This window comes from Paenibacillus sp. fava2, from assembly GCF_058313675.1.
In genome coordinates this window covers 7135998-7157912 of sequence record NZ_CM177755.1, presented here as the reverse complement: position 1 = coordinate 7157912, position 21915 = coordinate 7135998, and the positions used below count along the sequence as shown (strand labels likewise).

The 21915-nt window shown below is 53.7% G+C and carries 14 protein-coding genes; 9 read left to right on the top strand and 5 right to left on the bottom strand.

Annotated elements, in window-relative coordinates:
• The first annotated feature begins 399 nt into the window (after positions 1 to 399).
• Positions 400 to 2505 (top strand): TerD family protein, encoded by a 2106-nt coding sequence (locus AC4G46_RS31520; RefSeq protein ID WP_491126097.1) that lies wholly within the window; start codon positions 400 to 402, stop codon positions 2503 to 2505.
• A gap of 63 nt (positions 2506 to 2568) precedes the next feature.
• Positions 2569 to 2994: a hypothetical protein gene (locus AC4G46_RS31515; RefSeq protein WP_491126096.1), complete on the top strand. Its 426-nt coding sequence runs from the start codon at positions 2569 to 2571 to the stop codon at positions 2992 to 2994.
• Here the strand turns inward: AC4G46_RS31515 and AC4G46_RS31510 are convergent.
• Together AC4G46_RS31510 and AC4G46_RS31505 are read right to left on the bottom strand one after the other, a co-directional pair.
• Positions 2980 to 4626, bottom strand: a complete 1647-nt coding sequence (locus AC4G46_RS31510; protein ID WP_491126095.1) for a type 2 periplasmic-binding domain-containing protein — start codon at positions 4624 to 4626, stop codon at positions 2980 to 2982. The genes AC4G46_RS31515 and AC4G46_RS31510 overlap by 15 nt on opposite strands.
• A 43-nt stretch (positions 4627 to 4669) precedes the next feature.
• The gene (locus AC4G46_RS31505; protein ID WP_491126094.1) at positions 4670 to 6964 is read right to left on the bottom strand and encodes an AraC family transcriptional regulator; all 2295 of its coding nucleotides are present in this window, start codon (positions 6962 to 6964) and stop codon (positions 4670 to 4672) included.
• A gap of 207 nt (positions 6965 to 7171) precedes the next feature.
• On the opposite strand from AC4G46_RS31505, the gene AC4G46_RS31500 reads away from it, so the two are divergent.
• The 3 genes from AC4G46_RS31500 to AC4G46_RS31490 all read left to right on the top strand — a co-directional run bounded on the left by AC4G46_RS31500 (position 7172) and on the right by AC4G46_RS31490 (position 11036).
• Complete coding sequence (locus AC4G46_RS31500; RefSeq protein WP_491126093.1) at positions 7172 to 9748, top strand: S-layer homology domain-containing protein; 2577 nt, start codon at positions 7172 to 7174, stop codon at positions 9746 to 9748.
• 150 nt (positions 9749 to 9898) lie between these two features.
• A complete protein-coding gene (locus tag AC4G46_RS31495; protein WP_491126092.1) occupies positions 9899 to 10681 on the top strand; it encodes a GNAT family N-acetyltransferase in 783 nt (260 codons plus the stop codon).
• Positions 10682 to 10853: 172 nt separating this feature from the next.
• Positions 10854 to 11036, top strand: a complete 183-nt coding sequence (locus AC4G46_RS31490; RefSeq protein WP_491126091.1) for a hypothetical protein — start codon at positions 10854 to 10856, stop codon at positions 11034 to 11036.
• 25 nt (positions 11037 to 11061) lie between these two features.
• On the opposite strand, the gene AC4G46_RS31485 is transcribed toward AC4G46_RS31490, so the two are convergent.
• Positions 11062 to 11853 carry an AIM24 family protein gene (locus AC4G46_RS31485; protein ID WP_491126090.1) on the bottom strand — a complete coding sequence of 264 codons (792 nt, stop codon included), beginning with the start codon at positions 11851 to 11853 and terminating at the stop codon, positions 11062 to 11064.
• Between the two features lie 188 nt (positions 11854 to 12041).
• On the opposite strand from AC4G46_RS31485, the gene AC4G46_RS31480 reads away from it, so the two are divergent.
• Together AC4G46_RS31480 and AC4G46_RS31475 are read left to right on the top strand one after the other, a co-directional pair.
• A complete protein-coding gene (locus tag AC4G46_RS31480) occupies positions 12042 to 13796 on the top strand; it encodes an Imm51 family immunity protein (protein ID WP_491126089.1) in 1755 nt (584 codons plus the stop codon).
• Between the two features lie 186 nt (positions 13797 to 13982).
• A complete protein-coding gene (locus AC4G46_RS31475; RefSeq protein ID WP_491126088.1) occupies positions 13983 to 15494 on the top strand; it encodes a malate:quinone oxidoreductase in 1512 nt (503 codons plus the stop codon).
• 459 nt (positions 15495 to 15953) lie between these two features.
• On the opposite strand, the gene AC4G46_RS31470 is transcribed toward AC4G46_RS31475, so the two are convergent.
• Positions 15954 to 16997 carry a PocR ligand-binding domain-containing protein gene (locus tag AC4G46_RS31470; protein ID WP_491126087.1) on the bottom strand — a complete coding sequence of 348 codons (1044 nt, stop codon included), beginning with the start codon at positions 16995 to 16997 and terminating at the stop codon, positions 15954 to 15956.
• A gap of 231 nt (positions 16998 to 17228) precedes the next feature.
• Between AC4G46_RS31470 and AC4G46_RS31465 the strand changes: the two genes are divergently transcribed.
• Together AC4G46_RS31465 and dhaK are read left to right on the top strand one after the other, a co-directional pair.
• Positions 17229 to 18365 (top strand): glycerol dehydrogenase, encoded by a 1137-nt coding sequence (locus AC4G46_RS31465; protein WP_491126086.1) that lies wholly within the window; start codon positions 17229 to 17231, stop codon positions 18363 to 18365.
• 1 nt (position 18366) lies between these two features.
• Entirely contained in the window at positions 18367 to 20130 is a 1764-nt protein-coding gene (gene dhaK / locus AC4G46_RS31460) for a dihydroxyacetone kinase subunit DhaK (protein ID WP_491126085.1), read from the top strand.
• Positions 20131 to 20214: 84 nt separating this feature from the next.
• On the opposite strand, the gene AC4G46_RS31455 is transcribed toward dhaK, so the two are convergent.
• On the bottom strand, positions 20215 to 21873 hold the full coding sequence (locus tag AC4G46_RS31455) for a histidine kinase N-terminal 7TM domain-containing diguanylate cyclase (RefSeq protein ID WP_491126084.1): 1659 nt from the start codon (positions 21871 to 21873) through the stop codon (positions 20215 to 20217).
• Positions 21874 to 21915 lie beyond the last annotated feature (42 nt).

Here is a 21915-nt window from a genome sequence, read left to right as displayed (position 1 = left end):
TAAAGGTTTATTTTCCAATGAAATCGCTTTATTTTGTCCAAAAAAAATTCCTTTGTTTTAGTTTTCTTTTTTTTATTCAATTTATTTAGAATCAAAATTTTTTTTGAAATTTTTTGGCACAGCCTCACCGTTTTTGTATTGTCGTAATACTTCCGCCCTGTTTACACTCCTCCCCGTATGCGATGATAAGCACATCAAACGGCCGGGTTCACCGGAACCGGGACGCTTGGCCTTCAGGCTATTGCGGTTCTTCCTTCTAACTCACTGTAAATGACATAGGGCCGCAGCTTTCCTGAAGGATGCTTATCCAGAGAGGAGGCGTCCAGGCTATCGTATTCCTTCCTTCTAAACCCAGAGGATGATCTAAATAGGGATACGGCTTTCCTGGACACTTTTACTATGAAAATAAACACGGTTTACTTACAAAGAGCACGAAAGATCATTGTTGATCAATATGACGGAATTGGACGATTGCCGGAAGGGTATTTGGCGGCGGCGGTCCGCAATCTGGAAGCGCTGGGCTTTGCTTTGTCCCCTGCATTGTTCCGCGCGGTGCGCGGGCTGCCGAAGGAAGATTTTGAAGTGCTGTACCAGCAGCTGGTTGCAGATTTGAAGGTGATGGCTGGTGCGCATGTAAAATATACGCCGATGTATCCCGGGTTTCCGGAGCAGGTGATGCTGGAGCATGATGCCATCCTGTACCTGAATGCCATGTACCATTACTACACCTGGGATCTTCCACAATACGATGGGGCCGTAAAGAGACCGCCGCTGCAGGAACAGGGAATGCTGAAGGTGATTGAGCTTGGGGACAAAGAGGATTTCTGCCTGCTGATCGGCCGGCTGATCCAGGCCAAAGGCTCGATCTCTGCAGCCGATAAAGAGGATATTGATGCTGTAATAGCGGTGTTTGAACCTGAAGAGCTGGATGCGGTTCTGCCGGCGGATATTCCGTTCAAGGAAAATGCCGCGTTCGTGGCTTCAGCGCTCCTGAAGCATGACAAGGCTAACCTGACGCGGCTGGGCCGGTATTTCAAAACAGCTACCGATGTGCTGCGCCTGGCCGTAGCCTGGTCGGACGGCGATGCCAGCCTGGCGGTACCGGCGCGTTTCCGTAAATTCAAGCGAAGTGAGCGCCGTCTGCTGCTTGGGTTACTTGAACAGTGCCATCCGATTACCGAGGATATGCTGAGACATAAGGACCGCTGGATCCGCCTGGGTGAAATCCTGCACCCGTCTGAATACAAGCAGCGGTATTCGCGCTGTGAGGAAGCCTTTGATATTCTGCGGAATAACAAGCCGTTTGCAACCTTTAACAGCAGTGTGGAGCTGGCGATCCAATATAAACAGGTCTGGGATGCGCTGGATCTGCTGATCAAACGCCCGGGCGAATTGGCCCGGAGACTGGATCATCTGCTGCGCGGAACGGAACATACAGAGTACGTTGTGCTGGCTTTTGGCGAGGTGGCGGGGCAGGTATCGACTCCGGTGCTGCTGCAGGTGAAGAATCACTTTGCCCATCGGCTGGAGGAGCAGGAGCTGCGGGTCTTTTTCCCGAAAGGAAATGTAGCGAAAGCTTTTGCAGTCCCTGATATGCTGCCGGATATTGAAGCCGGGACCTGCCAGGATATTGTAAACGTATGCGAGCAGGCGTTAATTGGGCGATTCGCAGCGCTGCCGCCTTTAGGGAATGCTTACGTGGATGAGCGGCTCAAAAGCTATATGGTTCCCTTTTCTCAGAGATCGGCCAGCAAAGCGCTGCATACGCTTGTCCGGGGAAGCCGGCTGCCGATGGGGGAGGGGGATACGGTCCGCTTTTTCAGCTGGTGGAAAGAGGGGAAGGTTAACGGGGTTTCTACAGGCCGGGTTGATATTGATCTGTCTGCGGTCATGTATGACCAGAACTGGAATTATGTTGAGCATATCTCGTACACGAATCTGCGCTCGTCCAACTATCTGGCGACGCACAGCGGAGATATTGTATCAGCGCCTCACGGGGCCTGCGAGTTCATTGACCTGCATATTCCCTCTATCGTCGAATATGGCGGAAGATACGTGGTGGCGTCGCTGAACTCTTTCACGGAGCAGCCGTATTGCAATCTGCCGGAATGCTTTACCGGCTGGATGATGCGGAAGAAGCCCGGTTCGGGGGAGGTATTTGAGCCTTCGACCGTTGCTAACAAAATAGACGTTACAGCGGATACACAGATAGCGATCCCTGTTATATTGGATCTGGTTGAACGGACGGTCATCTGGACCGATTTGTCGCTGACTAGAGCTCCCCAGTACTACAATAATGTGGAGGGTAATCAAAAGGGAATGGTGCTCATCGGCAAAGCAATGACTTCGCTCAAAAAGCCCGATCTGTACGATCTGTTCATGCTCCACGTCAAAGCCCGGGGACAGCTAGCCGAATCGCCGCGCCATGCCGATACTGTATTCTCGGTAGAGCAGGGAGTGACTCCGTTTGATATCGAGCAGATTATGGCTGAGTATATGGTGTAGCACATACAAGTAACAGCGGCTGCCGTATAATGATCAGCATAACTGATGAATCGGAGCGTTGTGATGGATGTTAAAGAAATATTAATTATTGCTGTAAGCCTAATCCTCTTTGTCGTTGCCGGAGCTATCATTAATAAAGCGGCGGACAATGATCATCTGAGGTTATTGAAATGGTGTTATCATGTGACGATTGCATTATTAATGATAAGCCTGCCAGTAAGCTTGTATGGAGACTACCATAACGATAAAGCTTTCGATTTTTATGCTTTTGGTGTACATGACAGTAAGGAATTTTTTAATGACTATTTCTTCGTAGGCTTCAATTTCTTCTTTCTGCTGCTTAATATACTGATGAAGAGAGTCGTGCATCGCAGAGGCGTAGCCAATGCTACAATGGAACAAAAGCTAAATATGTATATAACAGCGTCTCTGGCCGTATTTCCGTTACTGCATGTATGGGGTTTTGGCTATCTGTTAGGATTCTGGTAGTCCGTTCGCCTCCCGCAGCACCTCAGCCCCGCCCGCTGCCATAAATTCCTTAACAAAGCTGTCGAACTCCTCAAGCGGACGTTCGCCGGTAATGAAGGCGATGTAAGCCTCGTTCCGCAGCTGGATCAGCTCCGGCCCGTTTTTGACCAGGGAGGGCGTGGCGACTTCCAGGGCATTGTAGATTCCGTCCTTGTCGAGATCCAGCGTCGCCGCCCACTGCTCCCTGCGGTCGCCGGGCATAACCGGCACCGTCATCCCAAGACCGGCACCGATGGTATTCTGGTAGCTGAAGGTCTGGTCATACGGCGGCAGCACCACCACCTCTTTGTTCAGGCTGTCTGCCCACTCCCAGTGCTCCCCCTGAATGCCGAATTTCATTGCTGTGTCCTCCTGCGGGTCGGGATTGGCGCTGACGTAGTCGAGAATCTGCAGGATGGTCTCCAGCTTGCCCGGCTCCTTCACGGCATCCGCACCGATAGCGGTGAAGCTCATCAGCATGTCGTAGGCTTTGGAGCCGCGTTTGCCGTCAGGCCCGCTTACCGGCCGGCCGAATACAATCCGCGCCAGCGGATTTTTTGCCGTTAGCTCCTTCACATTAAAGGTGGCGGCAACCGGCGTTTCCACGGTTTTTCCCAGCTCATCCGTTGTCCATGTGGAATAATCCCCGTTCTGAATCCAGTGGTAGTAGTTGCCCATGGAGGTCATGCCGATCCGGCCGTTAATAAAAGCATGGGAGAGATGCTTGTAGCCGCCTTTATTCTCCCCGGTGATAAACTCCGGATCAATAACCCCGTCCTGATACCACTTGCGCAAATAGCGCAGCGCCTCCTTCATTTCCGGCTGCAGGGCACCGATAACCAGCTGCTGATCCTGCCTGCTGAAATAGAGCTGGTCGGCAAAAACAATCTGCCCGAATGCCCCAAAGACAACATTCATCCCTTCCAGGGACAGGCCGTACGTATCCTTGATGCCGTTGCCGTCCGGGTCCCTATTCGCGAATGCATAAATCACCTTCTCAAAATCAGCCAGCGTATCAGGTACAGACAAGCCGAGCTTATCCAGCCAGTCCTGGCGGTAGACAACAGGAATCCGGTAGATGTTAGTCGGGTTAACAACGGGAATGCCGTAGTAGGCGCCGTTAATGATGCCCGAATCCTGATAAGCAGGAGCATTCTCCCGGATCGCCTTCATGATATTAGGCGCATAGGTGTCCAGCACCTCCTGCGGAATTTCCGCCAGCACGCCCTGCTGCTGGTACTTCAGCAGATCCTGGGTCTGCCTGATCCGGAACAGGTCCGGAATCGCCCCCTGCACCAGCTTCAGCTCAAGCAGAGATTCATATTTGTTGTTTTCCAGATTCCAGACGTCGAGATCGGCGCCGAATTTCTGCTCGACTTCCCGGATCACCGCCGCATCCTCAGGAACCGGCAGGTTCTGATGCATTGTCCACGAGATCGTGTAACCCGGGGCAGAGGAATCTGCGGTATCGCCAGCCGCCGGTTGTTGTGCCGAAGCAGCGGACGGGTCTGCAGCCGTTACAGCTGCCGGATCACAGCCGCTGAGCAGACCCAGAGCCGTGAAGATAACGGGTACTGTCAGAAGAACGGCACTCCAACGGTTGTTCATTCTCATCCGGGTTTTCCTCCTGTCAGCTATGCCGGCGGCCGCTTCCGGACTAACCCTCATTAAGGGTACGCAAATAGTTGCCGGGAGTGCAGCCGTACATTTCTTTGAACCGTTTGATAAAATAAGCCGCCGTCCCGTAGCCCACGCTGCCCGCGATCTGCTCAACGGTCATGCTGCTTTTCTCAAGCAGTGCTTTGGCATGCTCCATCCGCCGGGTGGTGACATAGTCGGTATAGGTGACTCCAAGCTCCTCTTTGAAGAGTCTGCTTAAATATTTCGGACTGATATACACCTTGGACGACACGGCATCCAGTGACAGATCCTCTGCCAGATGCTCTGCGATATATTGCCTGGCTGCTTCAATCGTAGACACAGCCCTGTCGCTGTTACGCTTGTCTGTCTCATTAATGAAGGAGGTCAGCGAGCCGGTGAGCCAGCTCTGAAAGCTGAGAATGTCGGGCATTCCGATATACTGCTGATAAAGATCGCCGGATTTATAGCGGACGCTCTTCAGATAATCCGAGTAGATAAACACGGTATTTCCCAGAATAAAGTGGCAATAATCCGCCGGATACATACCTTCCCGCATGGCGGTGACAAGCTGCCCGACAATGGCCGTAAGCTCATCCGGCTGGCGGGATTGCAGCTTATCTTTGAATTTGACAAGCAGCTGCTGCGGAATTTCATCCAGGCTGCTTTCCCGCTCCAGCAGGCTGCTGCCCTTCAGGACAGACTGCTCCGGCAGAAAATAGGCATACTTCATCAGTAGCTGTGCTTCAGAATAGCTGTTGTGGAGGCCGGTAGCCTCCCGCACCCAGCAGCCCCAGGCAAGCTGGACTTCTGCCTGAAACGGCTGTCTGCCTTCCCTGGTGATGAGCTGCGAGAGCTGGTCCAGCAGACTGTCCGAAGCGCTGCCCGCACACACGATGACGGCAATCCGCTTATCCGGCAGCTCCTCGGCAATGATCAGGCACTCCGGCAGGCGGATGGCCTCAAGCGCTCCGATGATGGTGCTCATCATAGTCTGGATATGCGCTGAGCTCATGTGGGTCCACGCTCCCTGCGTATTTACAAGCAGGCAGCAATAGTAATTGTAAGCCCGCGAAATATTCAGACATTGAAGAGCCTCGGCTTTCTCCTCCCGGCTGGAGCTCATGTGCAAAAGGCTCAACACAGCATTATGCTTGAGCACCGGCGCGCTGGCCTGCAGACTCTCTTCCAGGCTGCTGACCTGCTCGCTGAGCCGGGTAAAGGCGGTGTCAATCAGCCTGTACTCATTGGCCGCCGGTTCAGGCGCATGGCCGGAGAGGTCCCGGATTCTGCCGACGAGCCTTTTGATTGGCGTATAGTTGGCTTTGGCCAGAATCCCTGACATAAACAGCCCAAGCAAGATGGCAAGCAGGCATAGTACCGCAATCAGCTGCTGCATCCCGTTAGAAGGCGCATAAAAGAAGCTGGAAGGCACAGCGCTGACTATTTTCCAGCCGGCAGCCGGCAGAGTCTGATAGGAGATGACATAGGGAGTACCGCCAAGCTTGCTGTCGAAGCTGCCGGCCTCTGCCGCAGACTCAAGCGGCACGCTGATACTGGAGCTATAGCTGCTCACCTGGTCTGAAGAGGTATCCGGAATGACCATCAGGCCGTTAGGGTCTACAATAAAAGTCCCTTCATATTGCATGGGCATCATATTCTGAATAATAGCGCTGACCGCGCTCTGTTTAATATCAATAGCGACAATCAGATCACTCTCAGCCCCGGAGGACTGAAAAGGATAGCTATGGGCATAGGTAATGAGCGTATTGTGCTTGCCGCCCGGCACGCTGGAGTAAATATCTTCAGGCACTTCGCGGGCCGTAGTCCAGAGACTATTGCCGGAGTTATTACGCATTCCGCCGATCCAGTCCGTAAAAGCTGCGGCGCTGTCCCCCTGGTCAGCCTGGTATCTCAGCCCATACAGCGATGACAGCATGACCTGCTGCTGCGGAGCATACAGATGAACCGCCTGGATGAGATCGGAGTTGCCGGAAACCTCGGTTTTCAGCAGATTTTGCAGCCCGCTCACTTTGCTTAGGTTATGCTGAAAGGAAGTATCACTGAATAAACGCAGGGCTGAAGTTCTATCCAGAGAGAGCTCCAGATAGATCTGCTGAACCCGCTGAAGCACCGAGGTTTCAATGGTCCGCGCGGTATTCTCCAGCACCAGCCGGTTGCGGCTGCGCAGCTCTTCTTTATAATGTCCCGAGAAATAGACAGAGAAGACGGAGCAGAGCAAGAGAACAATAACCAGAACAACGGACAGATAGGAAATAGCGAGGCCGGTAAATGCTGAGTTCCATTTTTTCATGGCGTATTCTCCTCCCAGGCGGATTATACACTACCCTCTGACAAGCCTATTCACGATTTTTGTTAACAGAATATTAAATCAGAAGATCTGCCCGTAATGCTCCCAAAGTGATACAAAAGAGAAATCGTCTTATTGCCGGTTAGCGCGGCCTGATGCTACATTGAGACCGATTCGAATCGACTACAATTGACGATAGGAGCCAATCACTTGAAAACAAAGACTGCCAAAAAGCTGTTATCTGTTGCTGCCGGTCTCGCCATCCTTAATAGCTCTGTAGCGCTGCCACCCGCAGCGGCTGCTCCCGCGGATTCATCCATCCCGGTGCCTGCCGCTCCCGAGTGGGGACATTTCGTAGACAGCTACAAGAACAACACTTCCGTTAATCAGGCCGTTTACGCCAATCCTGCCATCGGCATCCTTTCCGGATTTCTGGAGCTGTGGACGCCGGGTACCTCCTGGAACAACGGCACCAAGCTGAACAGCAGTGTGCTGGACGCCAACATTCAATATGTAGCCAACGTTGCAGCCACGCGGACCAAGGCAGAGGAAGATAGGGCCTATTTCGATGACCGGCGGAATCAGACTTACGGTGCTGCTGACGGCCTGGGTTCCCTCTCGGAGGTATACCGTGCGAAATCAGGGACGTATACGACGATTACCGAAATTCCGGCCGATGCTACTTCAGTGAAATACACGGACGGCAACGGCTCGAACAAAGCGGGAGACTCCGGCTCCGAGCTGGGCAAAATGGTTGACCTGATCGGCGTGATCCGCGGCAATTATGCTTCAACCAATCCGTCAAAATCGTTCTACAGCTATATGCGTCCATTTCGCTGGCTGGATACCTCTGTCATTGTGCCTACGCTTGTGCCTGCGATGAGCAGCACGCCTGCTACGGACGGCGGGTTCCCGAGCGGCCATACCAATGCCTCGTATCTGGCTGCACTGTCGCTGGCCTATGCGGTGCCTGAACGGTTCCAGGAGCTGCTGACACGCGCTTCGGAAATGGGGAATAGCCGGATTGTTGCCGGCATGCACTCCCCGTTTGATGTAATGGGTGGCCGTGTATTGGCAACGGCACTGGCAGCGGCAACCCTGGCTGATCCGGATAATGCGGAGCTGAAGAAGGCTGCTTATGATCAGGCTCATGAGAAGCTGCTGACCGAAACGGGAACGGCAGAGGACCGGTTCAGTGATTATGCCAAAAATAAAGCGCAGTTCACCCAAAGGCTGACCTACAACTTCCCGCAGATTAATTCTACTGTTAAGCCTGCCGTGGTTCCCAAAGGGGCGGAAGTGTTGCTGGAGACCCGCCTGCCTTATCTGAGCGCAGAGCAGCGCCGTGCGGTACTGGCTACAACTGCAATCCAGTCCGGCTATCCGCTGCTTGATGATCCGGAGGGCTGGGGCCGTCTGAACCTGTTCGCTGCAGCTGACGGCTACGGCGCATTCAACAGCGATGTAACGGTATCCCTGGATGCGGCAAAGAGCGGCTTCTACGCAGCCGACCGCTGGCGCAATGATATTTCCGGTACAGGCGGACTGACCAAGGAAGGGACCGGAACGCTGAAGCTGACCGGCAGCAATTCCTATTCGGGCGGCACCGAGGTGAAGGCGGGTACGCTTGAAGGCGATTCAGCCACAGCCTTTGGCAGCGGCGATGTTGTGAATACACATGGCTCTGTAGTGGAGAATGTCTATGGCAAAATAACAATCGGCGGAGCATTCACACAAGCGGCTGAAGGTACGCTGGAGCTGAACCTTACCGGAGCGGGCGATGTGCTCGACGTCAAAGGCAAAGTAGCAGCAAGCGGCAAGCTGCAGATTGATTTCGAGAACAGCTACGTGCCTGCCGGCGGTTTGATTCCGCTGATCACACATGGCGACAACCAGCGGTCCGGCCAGTTTACTTCTGTCCAGATTAACGGTCTGCCGGGCACACGCAGCGCCCAGGTCGTATATCAGTCCAACCAGGTTGCCCTGCTGGTTACAGATACAACAAGCGGCAGCAGCTCCGGCGGCTCCCTGCCGGGCGGCTCGAACAATAATACTGGCGGAACAACAGGAGGTACTTCAGGCGGAACAACTGCACCTGTGACTCCAAGTGAACAGCCGGGCACCACTAATCCGGTAACAGCCCTGAATCCGTTCCAGTCTGCTGTAATCAGCCAGGAGACCGTGCTGAAGACGGTGAGCGATGCCATCGCCAGAACACAGAACACGAATACGTCGTTCAGTGATACTGCAGGGCATTGGGGCAGTAGTGCCATTGCGGCGGCTGTGAAGCTGCAGATTATCAGCGGATATGAGAACGGCTCCTTCCGGCCGGATGCGGCAGTCAGCAGAGCGGAGTTCTCCGCTATGATCGCCCGTGCCTTCGGACTGGCCGGGAATCCGGCTGCAGCCGGATTCAGCGATACCGGCACAAGCTGGGCTGCCGGATCTATCGGTGCCCTGGCCGATAAAGGGATCGTAACCGGCTATGCAGACGGCAGCTTCAAGCCGAATGCAACCATCACCCGTGCGGAGATGGTGACGATCCTCTCGCGCGTGCTGAACTTCGGCGTGTTGGAGAGCGGCGGCGCGGCTGATTTTACCGATGTAAGCAGCAATTATTGGGCTGCCGCAGCCATCAAGCAGGCTGCTTCGGCCAAGCTGGTGCAAGGGGTGTCGGCTTCCTCGTTCGCACCGGGCCACAATGCGACCCGTGCTGAAGCTGTAACGCTCATTATCCGCGCCCTGGAGACCGACAGCTCGGTCAAGGCATTAATCGCAGGACTGTAACAGGAAACGGGAATCGTATAGGGTAGTTAAATAGCGCGTTTTGCAGGAGAGCGGTACTTCCTCTTTTTTTGAGGCAGGACTGCTCTCTTGTTGTTATGTAATTGCTGGCGTGTTGGCATTATAATGAGGCAGAGAGGAGAGGATCGTACGGTGAAGCCTTTGGATTATGTGAGGAATATTGAACGGATTGAGCTTGAGCTGACCCGGCTGAATGCGGCGCGTTCGCTGGTTAATATACCGCGTCAGCTGGAGGTGCTGCCTGCAGGCGGTGCTGTTCTGCTGCGTGACCGCACGGATGCAGGTTCAAGCTACTATAACCGGATCAAGGGATTCGGCCCCGGAGATCTTGCTGCGCTTGATACGCTGTTAAGCCATTATCCTGAGGCAGCCCCCTGCTTTGATATGGCTCCCCATCATATGACGGAAGAGGTAGGACGGGCGCTTAGTGATAAGGGGTTTATTCCCGCGGAACAGCTTGCTTTCTTGTATGTCAATCTGCACGATAGGACTGAGCAGGCTCCGGGCTTTCAGATTGAGAGGGTGACGGAAGAAACAGCCGAACAATTTATTGAATGGATCAGAAAATCTGCCGGCGGGCTGAGGGTTACCAGGGAGATGATCGCGCGGTCGCGGGAGTATTTTTACAGGGAAGATTTCCTGAATTATATGTTAAGCATAGACGGAAAGCCTGCTTCGATGGGCTCGCTGTTTCTGAGCGGAGAAGAGGGCTATCTGGCTAACGACTATACGTTTCCGGAATACCGGGGCAGAGGCTGCCAGTCCGCACTGATTAAGCACCGGCTCACGGCAGCTGCTGAACGCGGCGCTACAACGGTGTATACCGATGTGGAGTTCGGCTCAGCCAGCCATGCCAATATGGAGCGGGCCGGGTTCAGGATTGCTTTTCTCAACACGTATTGGATTACCAAATAAGGCCTGCGGGCGGGCTGCAACCTGCGGTTGCCCCTTGATGCGCCTAGAACTGTGTGTACTTAAAAAGAGGGCAGCCCCATCAGCCGTTATCCGGCCCCGGGACTGCCCTCTTTGCTTCATTTGTGTTGATTAAATGGTAATTAATGTTAAACTACACTCAGGAGGTGGAGATATGCTCAAACCGGTTCTCGGCGCGGCCGTTTACTTCATTGCTATGCTGCTTATAGGGTATTATTTCGTAAGAATGAGCTTGATCATATCTTTGCAGATGGCAGCTTCTATTACAGTTGTTCATATTCTCATGCAGCTGACCGACAGATTTTATAAGAATAAGAAACGTACTAACAAGCTATGAATATATCAGGTCTGTTGATTATCCGTTAAGCATTAGGTGTAAAGATGCTGTTCTTGTACTGCATCAGCGGTGCCAGCCAGACCATGCCGGTCCCGCGGTAGACGTTAACCAGGCCTTCGCCGGAGGCGGCAGAGCCGAGCTTGGTTTTGCCGGATTTTTCTACAGTGAAATCAAGGGTATTGGACCACATCAGCGCAAAGTTTCCATCGACCTTCAGCACGTCATTGTTCAGTTCAACCACAACCGCTTCTTCAGAAGGGATCGGTGCTTCCAGTGCCAGGATGCCTTTGCCGCGGGCGCTTAAGTTGAACAGGCCTTCGCCGCCGAGTGCGGCCGAGGACAGATTTTTGCGTGCAGAGACAGAAAGCTCAAGTGAGCTCTCACAGGCCAGGAACATGCCGTCATCAATAACAATATGATCATTGTCGACATCAATCAGCCACAGGTATTTGTAAGTGGTCTCCAGCAGAATCGTTCCGGTTCCTTTATATTGCGGCCTGATGGCTGTGGTTCCGGTTACTGCACTGGACATGATATTGCGCATCAGCCCGCCGACACCCTTCACACCTGAGGTCATTTCAATATTCCCGACCATATACTGCATAGCGCCTGCGCTAAGCACAACCTCGCTGTTATTCAGCTCAATCATCAGCTGCTTGTTGCGCATATTGCTTCTGCTCATGAAGTAGTTTAATTGCGCCTCCATCATGCTGGTGCTGCTCAGATCCTCTTTATATTCAATCACTGTAAAACCGCCAAGCTGCTCCTTGATAACAACGTTGCTGTTGTCTTTGAGATTATTAATGGTAAAAGCCATAATGAGTCCTTCCTCCTGTCGTGTTCATTGTGTAGTTGCTGGTTCTAGCAAAATCCGCGTTCAGGCATAACTATTCGACAAAACGGCCTCATTAACCTTTAGCGCGGCGGCAGCCCGGTTTTCATTCTCTGTTCCCGGTCTGGTAGAATAAGAGTATCACATTTTCACTGGGAGGCAGGCCGCAGACTATGGATAGAGATCTAAGCGCACAACTGGCACAGTGGCATGAAGACGACGAGCATCAAAAAATAGCAGATACAATCATGGAAATCCCTCCGGCAGAGCGCGGTTACGCAATCATCAGCAGCCTCGGGCGGGCATATAACAATTTAGGCCGGTATGAGGAGGGGCTGGAGCAGTTCCGGCAGGTTGCGGCAGAAGGGGAAAAGGACCCGCTGTGGCATTTCCGCACCGGTTATTCCTATTACTATCTGGACCGGCATGAAGAGGCTGTTCAGGCGTTCAGTACAGCGCTTGCGCTTGATCCGGGCGATGAGCAGTCCGCAATGCTGCTGGACTGGAGCCGGCGGAAGCTGGAGCAGGAGCGGCAGATCGCGGCTAACCGGGAGCGCAGCAGGGCCGGGGAGCGCCAGGGTGAACCTTTTGAAGGGATGGACCTGGCAGCGTTCTGGGATGACAGCGATTATGCGCTGGATGCTTATGTTCTGGCGCCGCCGGACGATGAGCTGATCGCCTCGGTGGAGGAAGAGCTCGGCTACAAGCTGCCGGCTTCTTATATTACGCTGATGAAGCAGCATAACGGGGGTGTACCGCACAACACCTGTTTTCCAACCCTAGTGCCTACCTCATGGGCAGATGATCATGTTGCCATCACCGGGATTATGGGGATCGGGCGGGACAAATCCTATTCCCTGTGCGGTGATCTCGGCAGCCCGTTCATGATTGAAGAATGGGGTTATCCAGATATCGGAGTGGTTATCTGTGACTGTCCGTCAGCCGGGCATGATGTCATTATGCTGGATTACCGCCACTGCGGAAAAGACGGGGAGCCTGAGGTCATTCATGTGGACCAGGAAGCGGATTACGAGATTACGTATCTGGCCCCGGACTTTGAGACGTTTATCCGCGGGCTGGTGCATGAGGAGTTATACGATACATCTGCAGAGGACAGGGAAGAGGATCTGCGCAAGGTAAAAGAGGGCGGATTCTCGCCTTTGCTTACTGAACTGTGCAGCAGGCAGCCTGATCCGGAGCAGCTGGAGAAACAGCTCCGGGCAGTATGTACCCGTGTAGTCCGCGAGAAGGGTTATTTCTCCTTCCATGCGGATGAGCTGTCACTGCTGATGTACGATGTCCAGTTCTGGCTGTATACGGATAGCTATCCGCAGCCGACCCGGGACGAATATCTTGAGGCCTATCCGAAGATGATTGCCTTCGGCGGCGCGTTCGGGCAGGGCGGCTATGCTCCCGGGTTCATCAGCGACTGGCTGGACCGGCGGATCAAGGAGGGCCAGATTGTGAAGTCACATGGCAAGCTGGCCTTCACTGCCGAAGCGCGAAGCCAGGTAAAGGAACGGCTGGAAGCGGCAGCATTGGCGGCGGAGCAGCCGGAGGAGCTTGCGGCGGGGTCAGAGAATCCGGGGACGGCAGCGGAAGTTGCCCCCTTTAAGCTGATCGAACAGGCTAACGGCGGAATGTCGGTCATTCTCGTTGTCGGCAGCTACATGCAGGAAGTGTTTGCTGCGAGGGCCGGCGAGGGCTTTGAAGGCAACGGATACGACTGGGCTTCACTCGCCGCAGTATTCCTTGAAGAGCAGCTGCCGCAGCTGCAGGAGCAGATTCATTTTGACCCGGAAGCGGATATGTTCTGTGCCTATTCTTCAGACGGAGCTGCGCTGAAAGAATTCATCACCGGATTTAAGCGGGCCTGCGAGAATGCGGAGCTGATCCGGGACCTGTTTTCCCGGGCGGAGCTGGATTAAGGGCTGTCCATTTTCCCTACGGCCCGCGTGAAGTTTTGATTTTTTATTTGCTTCAAATTGTATATAATTATCTGATAACAGCCGATGAACATTTTAATAGATTTCCTGAGTGGAGCCACGCGTCCTGCAGCCTTCAAAGCGGCCTGGCTCTTTTGGCAAATTCAAAGAGATAAGGAAGGTTTTTTAATGAGCAGCGAACACAAAAAAACAGACGTTATCTTGATTGGTGCAGGAGTCATGAGTGCGACTTTGGGAGCCCTGCTGAAAGAGCTGGCACCGGACTGGAACATTAAAGTGTTTGAGAAGCTTGCAGGCGCGGGAGAGGAGAGCTCCAACGAATGGAATAATGCGGGCACCGGTCACGCGGCACTCTGTGAGCTTAATTATACCTCCGAAAAGCCCGACGGGTCGGTTGACATCAGCAAAGCGGTCAAAATCAATGAACAGTTCCAGCTGTCCCGGCAATTCTGGTCTTATCTGGTCAAGCATAAGCTGATCCGCCGGCCGCAGGATTTCATTATGCCGATCCCCCATATGAGCTGGGTCGAGGGCGAGAAGAATGTGGCTTTTCTGAATAAGCGATTTAAAGCGCTCTCACAAAATCCGCTGTTCCAGGGCATGGAGTACTCCGAGGATCACCGGAAGCTGAAGGAGTGGGTTCCGCTGATGATGGAGGGCCGTACCTCGCAGGAGCCGGTTGCTGCCACGCGGATTACTTCGGGGACGGATGTTAACTTCGGTGCGCTGACCCGGCTGTTGTTCGACCATCTGCAGAGCCGGAAGGTCGAGGTTCACTACAGGCACGCCATTAAAGACATCAAGCGTACCGGCGACGGTTTATGGAAGGTTAAGGTGCATAATCTGAGCAGCGGGCAGACGGAGGCCCATTCCGCCAAGTTTGTTTTTATCGGCGCGGGAGGCGGGAGTCTGTCTCTGCTGCAGAAGACCGGGATACCGGAATCCAGGCATATCGGAGGCTTCCCGGTGAGCGGACTGTTCCTGGTCTGCGACAATCCGGAGGTTGCGGAGCGGCATCATGCCAAGGTATACGGCAAAGCCAAGCTGGGCGCTCCGCCGATGTCGGTGCCCCATCTGGATACCCGCTACATCAATAACAAGAAGGCGCTGCTGTTCGGGCCGTTCGCCGGCTTCTCGCCGAAGTTCCTCAAGACCGGCTCGAACCTGGACCTGATCGGCTCGGTGAAGCCGAACAATCTGTTCACGATGCTGGCAGCCGGCGCCAAAGAAATGGCGCTGACCAAGTACCTGATTCAGCAGCTGATGCTCTCCAGCGAGCAGCGCATGAATGAGCTGCGCGAGTTCATTCCGAACGCCAAAAGCGGAGACTGGAAGGTGGTCGTAGCCGGCCAGCGCGTGCAGGTCATCAAGGATACACCTGACGGCAGGGGGACGCTGCAGTTCGGTACCGAGGTGGTCAGTGCCGCCGACGGCTCGGTAGCCGCCCTGCTCGGTGCATCCCCGGGCGCATCCACTGCGGTTCATGTCATGCTGGAGGTGCTTAATAAGTGCTTCCCGCAGCACATCAAATCGTGGGAGCCGAAGATCAAGGAGATGATTCCTTCCTACGGTATCCCGCTGGCATCCCGCCCGGAATTGCTTGAAGAGATTATGGCCTCGGTGGACCAGACCTTGGGGCTTGGCGAAGAGGAGCCGCAGAAGCAGGCTAATTTCAGATGAAATAGATAGAGGCAGGTCCCTGTTGAAAGGGGCCTGCCTCTGCTGCGTCACTGGGGCTGTGAGCTATGGCGGTAAGCTATGGGCTATAAGCTGTCTGTGAAAAGGGATAAGACCTGAGTTGCCGATTTGGAAGCTGTTGGTTTGGGAGCGTTAGCGGCCGCCTTTGTCACTGCGGACAGCGGGAAGCCGGTTAGTTGGATTTTCGTCACTTATTTTTGGCGCTTCCCGGCATTTCCGGCTATTAGTTGGAAAAACATCATCTAAATTGGGCCATTTACTGCTCCATGAGCGATTTTAGCCGAATTAAGCAGCATTTTTCCAATAAGTTTCCCGAGAGCAGGGTTTACTGAAGAAATAAGTAGCAGATTTCCACTTAGCTATGCGCAACGCACACGTTAGATCTACCAATCTCCTGATTTTCCAGGAGCGGGGCCACTTTCCCCTCCCCCGGGAAGCCTGCTATTCCTCCTCCCGGTACCTGTTGCGGTATACAGCAGGCGTAAGATGCTCAAACTTCTTAAAGGTCTTGATGAAATAGCCCGCATCGCAGAACCCGAGTGCATCGCTGATCCGGTTAACGGGCTGCTCCGTAGCCTTGAGCAGCTGTTTGGCCCATTCGATCTTCAGCCGCGGCGCGAACGCGGAATAGTTCTCGCCGGTTTCCCTGGTGAAGATCCGGCTGAAATAGCTTGGGCTAATGTGGCATTGTCTGGCCAGGTCAGCCAGGGTCAGATTTTTGTTCTTGTGCTGGTAGAGATAATCAAAGGCCGGCTGCAGCAGCGGATTGGCGGCGCGGTATTGGCTCACGCTCAGCTCTTTGATCGAATGCTCGACCAGTGTGTTGGACAGCTCGTTCTGTATCGCCTGCAGACTGCCGACAGCCGGCACGGGAGAGACGGCATAATCAACTGCCGGGCTCAGAGGCGCCTCGGGGAGCAGTGTTTTTTTGTACATCTGAATGGTGGCATTCTTGGTGATCGCTTCTTCAACTATATAATTGCAGAGGTGAAACAGCATGTTGGCGGTGGTCGCTACTTCGTCATAGGTCAATGTGGGCAGCGAGGCATATTCAGCTTCAAGTGCCTGGAATTTAAGCTCCGTATCGGCGCTGGGCGGCCGGGAGACCAACTGCTCAAGCTGCTGCTGGTCCGAGTCACGAAGCCGGATCTGTCCGGCCATCACCGCTCCTATGTATTGATTGTCTATTATGATCGGCACGGCAATATCAATAATATTGAAGTGGCATTTGTAGATATAGGGAGCATTGAGCCGGACGGCTTCCAGACCGCCTCTGGCATCGCATTTCTGGCAGAACGGCGAGAGGACATCATCCTTTCTCACGCCCTGGCAGAAGGGCTGGCAATAGCTGTGCCTGCTGACCGGAATCCCTTTGTAATTGACCGTGATGATCGCCATTTTGGTAACCAGTGCGAGGGAGTCCTGAAGCACATGCCATTTCTCGAGGTCTATAATGTTTTCCAGCTTGAACAGCGGATTGCTCATGAGTGTAAGATCCTCCTATCCGGCAACGAGTGCAAGATAATACTATTAACTAAGTATACAACAAGAAAACACAATGTGAAAACGCTTAATGTAGCAGGCAGAGTACAATGCTTAAAAAGAATGGGCAGACTATACTTGATTTATATATGAATTAAGCGGATGCTTCCGAAGCCGTTTTTGCACGGGGATTCTCGGATAGTACAGCTCACCAAACTTTTAGGAGGAATTAAGATGAGAAAAGCCTTTATCAGCCCGACCAAATACGTGCAGGGTGAAGATGAACTGCTCAACCTGGGTTATTTTGTACAGACCTTCGGCCAGTCTGCACTGCTGATCGCTCACCCGGATGATGTGAAGCGTGTTCAGGCCAAGCTGGATTCCACAGCCGAAAAGTTTAAGATTACGCTGGTCGAGAGCAACTTCCGCGGCGAATGCTCGCGCGAGGAGGTTGCCCGCCTGAAGGAGCTGGCCCGTGAGCATTCCTGTGCCTGTACCATCGGACTCGGCGGAGGCAAGGCGATTGATACAGCCAAGTGTGTAGCTGAAGGTGAAGCGCTGATTATCGTGCCGACAATTGCGGCGACTGACGCACCGACAAGCCATTCGGCAGTTCTTTATACTCCGGACGGACAGTTTGATGATTATGCCTACTTCAAGCAAAGCCCCAGTGTAGTTATGATTGATACGACTGTAATTGCCAATGCGCCGACACGGTTCCTGGTATCCGGGATGGGGGACGCGCTTTCGACTTATTTTGAGGCGAGAGCAACAGCAAGTTCCTACTCCAATGTCAACGCCGGCCTGCCGAGCGGTGTGCGTGAGGGCGTGTGCGGACCTGCAAAGGGAACCAATACGGCATTGATGATGGCTAAATTCTGCTATGAGACTCTTCTGAAAGACGGATTACATGCGAAGGTGGCCAGTGACTGCAATCAGGTGACGCCTGCACTGGAAAATATCATTGAAGCCAACATTCTGCTGTCCGGACTGGGCTTTGAAAGCGGCGGTCTGGCGGCAGCCCATGCGATCCATAACGGCCTGACCTCGCTGGAAGGGACGCATCACTACTATCACGGGGAAAAAGTAGCCTTCAGTACGATTGCCCAGCTGGTCCTTGAGAACGCGCCTGCCCAAGAACTGAACGAGGTGATGGATTTCTGCCTGTCGGTCGGCCTGCCGGTCAGCCTTGCTGATATCGGAGTAGACAGCATTTCGCAGGAAGAGCTGCTGGAAGTTGCAGGCAAGGCCTGCATTGCGGAGGAGTCGATCCATTCCATGCCGTTTCCTATTACGGTAGAGGCTGTAGCCGCAGCAATCCGGGTAGCCGACCAGCTCGGCGGGAACTACAAGCAGAGCAAGGGGGCATAACATGAAGAAAATTATCAACGCACCCGAGACGCTGGTACGGGAGATGTGCAGCGGGCTGGTGCTGGCCCATCCGTCCCTTGTTTTCAACAGTAAGCACAAGGTTATCCAGAAAAAGCAGCTGAACCCGGAGAAGGTAACGCTGATCAGCGGCGGCGGAAGCGGGCATGAGCCTGCCCATGCCGGCTTTGTCGGCAAAGGGATGCTGGATGCGGCGGTCTGCGGCGACATCTTTGCTTCACCGTCCCAGATCCAGGTGTATCAGACTATCCGTTCTACAGCGGGACAAAAGGGCACGCTCCTGATCATCAAAAACTACAGCGGCGATATGATGAACTTCAAGAACGCCGCCTATCTTGCCGGCGAAGACGGCATTGAAGTGGATTATGTGAAGGTCGATGATGACATCGCTGTTGAAGACAGCCTGTATACCGTCGGCAAAAGAGGCGTAGCCGGCACGGTGCTGGTGCACAAAATTGCCGGTGCGGCGGCAGAACGTGGCTTATCGCTGGCTGAGGTTAAGAGTGCTGCTGAGAAGGCAATCGCAAATATCCGCAGCATCGGTTTTGCTTTCACTTCGTGTACAGTACCTGCTAAGGGAACACCGACCTTCCAGCTCGAGGATAACGAGATGGAATATGGAGTCGGCATTCACGGCGAGCCCGGCATCCGCAGGGAGCCTGTAGTTACTGCTGATGAGCTGGCGGCCCGGATGGTAAATGCACTGCTGGAAAGCCTGGCGGTTTCAGGCGGGACGGGATCGCCAGAGGTGACCGTGCTGGTCAACGGCTTCGGCGCAACGCCGCTGCAGGAGCTGTACCTGCTCGGCAACTCGGTGATCCGCGAGCTGGATGCCAAAGGGGTTACCGTGCATAACGTGCTGGTCGGAAACTATATGACGAGCATTGATATGGCCGGAGCCTCCCTGTCGCTGATGAAGCTGGACGATCAGCTTAAAGAATTGCTGGCCGATGAATGCCATACGCCTGCACTCGTGCTGCAGGGGCCGTTCGAGCCGGTGCAATACGCCGAGGTCGTCCTGAAGCCGGAAACGGAGCAGGAGGTTTCCTTTAAGTGCGATACCGATGCTGCACATGCCAAGGTTACAGGGGACACTTTTACGCTGAATAACATGGTATATGCCATTGATAAAATGAGCGAGATCATCATAGAGAATGAGGTTCCGTTCTGTGAGCTGGACGCCCATGCCGGTGACGGCGACTTTGGCATGAGCGTAGCCAAAGGGTTCAAGCAGCTCAAAACCGAATGGGCGGAGATTACGGCTAATCACGCAGCTGATCTGGGAAGCTTCCTGGATGCCTGCTCCCTGGTCATTATGGAGCACTGCGGCGGCGCCTCCGGCCCGATCTGGGGCTCCGCGTTCCGGGCGGCCGGCAAATATGCCGGAGACCGGAAGGGGTTGTCCATGCAGGAGCTGGCCGAGATGCTGGAGGCCGTGGTCAAAGGCATTCAGGATACCGGGGAGCGTGCCTTCGGCAGAGGAGCGGTAGTCGGCGACAAGACACTGATTGATGCGCTGGTTCCTTATGCGCAGTCATGGAAGGACAGTGCCGCGCAGGGCGTTGACTTCGGCACGGCTTCAACCAATGCGGCTGCGGCTGCCGTTGAGGGGGCACGCCAGACCGGCGAGATCGTGGCCCGGATGGGCAGAGCCGGTACAGTCGGCGAGCGCAGCCTTGGATATCCGGATGCCGGCGCTTATGCGCTGGGTGTGATTTTTACCGGGCTGGCGGAAGCGATGCAATAAGCTTGGTATTAATAAAAAGACCGTTCCCGGGAATACTTTTCCGGGAACGGTCTTCTTTGCATTTCAGCCAGGGGCCGGCTCTGCCTACCGCCGCACCGAAACAATCCGGTTGCGGCCCTGATGCTTGGCGGCGTAAAGCGCCTTGTCGACGGTTTTGAACAGGTCGTTCAGATAGGCGGATGCATCCTTGGGCTGTCCGGCCTTAAAGTCGGCGATGCTCAGCACTCCCATGCTGATCGTAACCGATACAGGATGCTCTACGTTGTCAATGCTCATTTTATTGGCGGCCACAGCGGATTTCAGCTGCTTCGCAATAGCGACTGCTTGCGCCTCCTCCGTATCCGGCAGGTAGATGATAAATTCCTCGCCGCCATAGCGGGCCAGAATATCCTTCTCCTGCAGCGTTCGCTGGAGTATCTCTACCGTACCGCAGATGACCAGATCGCCGGCCAGATGGCCGTACCGGTCATTGACTGCCTTGAAGAAGTCGATATCAATCAGGATCATGGCCGAAGGAAACGGGTGCTCACGGCTCTCCGTTACTTCCCTCTCCAGCTGCTGTGTGAGATAATGCCGGTTATAGCATTCAGTGAGGCTGTCGGTAATGGCCATCTTCGTCAGCTTGCGGTTGGTCTGGAATAGCTCCTCCTGAACCTTGATCAGGGATTCATTTCTTTCCTGAAGAATGGTATTCTGATGATTGGTCTCATCAACAAGCCGGCGGAGCTCGGTAATATCCTGAAAGGTAATGGTACGCCCTACTCTGACCGAGCTGACCATGATGGGGGCAGCATGAATGCTAATGTACAGGCGGCCGCCGGGATGCAGGCATTCAATCTCGGCCATCTCATCCGGGTGCTCCCGGTAACGGTGTAGAAAGTGTCTGATGGCATCGGTTGTACCCGGCAGAAAATTCTCCATCTGGAACCGGTCCCCGGGCTCAAGCCTGGAGTAAGGATCAAGGGCCTGATTCATCTCGACTACCCGTTCATGGTCATCCAGCACAAGAATGCCGTATTCCATCGTATCAATGATATCCTGGTGGGCAATCGTTACAATATCGAATACTTTATCCTGATGAATGGTAATCACAAAGAAAATAGCCGAAATGACGATGCCCAGCGAAGTGAATCCCGGAATGACCGGCAGGTAATCATCAAGGACGACATTCAGCAGGATGTCGAGCAGCAGAAATATCGTAACAGCCAGGATCCCTCTGAGCATGGACATGATCTGGTTCTTGATCCGGGAAGCCTGATCGGACACCAGTGCAACATAAATAATATACAGGGACACAAGGGCATGAATAACCAGAATGAAAATGTTGATCCAGAAAATAGGGCCGTAGATTCTTTCTACATATCCCCCGTTTACCGGGCGGACGAACCATTCATGCGGATTCAGGATGACGGCAACCGACGAGAAGACCGCCGGAAGGAACAGCAGGATTAAGATTTTCCGTTTCAGGAACTGTGACTGGCCGGAGATCAGAATGATGAAGAAGATCCAGCCCGCAATCAGCAGGGAAGCATCGACGAAGGCCGCTTTTACATAAAATAGCTGAAAGACCGGGTCGTCCACGGTTTTGATGGCGAACTGGCAGTAAGGCCACACCATCATCGAAAAGTGAAAGCCCAGATACACTTTGTGTAATCTGGTTATGGTTACAGAAGCAAATATGTATATGAACAGCAGGAACAAGACAAAGCACATGATTAGATCAATCCACGATCCCAAATCCAATACGCCGCACCTTCTTGCATTAATTGGTAGATTATGAATTTC

Excerpts from the sequence above, each read along its gene's own strand:
- dhaK (WP_491126085.1), top strand. The coding sequence starts at position 18,367 with ATGAAGAAAATTATCAACGCACCCGAGACGCTGGTACGGGAGATGTGC.
- AC4G46_RS31520 (WP_491126097.1), top strand. The coding sequence starts at position 400 with ATGAAAATAAACACGGTTTACTTACAAAGAGCACGAAAGATCATTGTT.
- AC4G46_RS31510 (WP_491126095.1), bottom strand. The coding sequence starts at position 4,626 with ATGAGAATGAACAACCGTTGGAGTGCCGTTCTTCTGACAGTACCCGTT.
- AC4G46_RS31465 (WP_491126086.1), top strand. The coding sequence starts at position 17,229 with ATGAGAAAAGCCTTTATCAGCCCGACCAAATACGTGCAGGGTGAAGAT.
- AC4G46_RS31470 (WP_491126087.1), bottom strand. The coding sequence starts at position 16,997 with ATGAGCAATCCGCTGTTCAAGCTGGAAAACATTATAGACCTCGAGAAA.
- AC4G46_RS31505 (WP_491126094.1), bottom strand. The coding sequence starts at position 6,964 with ATGAAAAAATGGAACTCAGCATTTACCGGCCTCGCTATTTCCTATCTG.
- AC4G46_RS31490 (WP_491126091.1), top strand. The coding sequence starts at position 10,854 with ATGCTCAAACCGGTTCTCGGCGCGGCCGTTTACTTCATTGCTATGCTG.
- AC4G46_RS31485 (WP_491126090.1), bottom strand. The coding sequence starts at position 11,853 with ATGGCTTTTACCATTAATAATCTCAAAGACAACAGCAACGTTGTTATC.
- AC4G46_RS31480 (WP_491126089.1), top strand. The coding sequence starts at position 12,042 with ATGGATAGAGATCTAAGCGCACAACTGGCACAGTGGCATGAAGACGAC.
- AC4G46_RS31475 (WP_491126088.1), top strand. The coding sequence starts at position 13,983 with ATGAGCAGCGAACACAAAAAAACAGACGTTATCTTGATTGGTGCAGGA.
- AC4G46_RS31515 (WP_491126096.1), top strand. The coding sequence starts at position 2,569 with ATGGATGTTAAAGAAATATTAATTATTGCTGTAAGCCTAATCCTCTTT.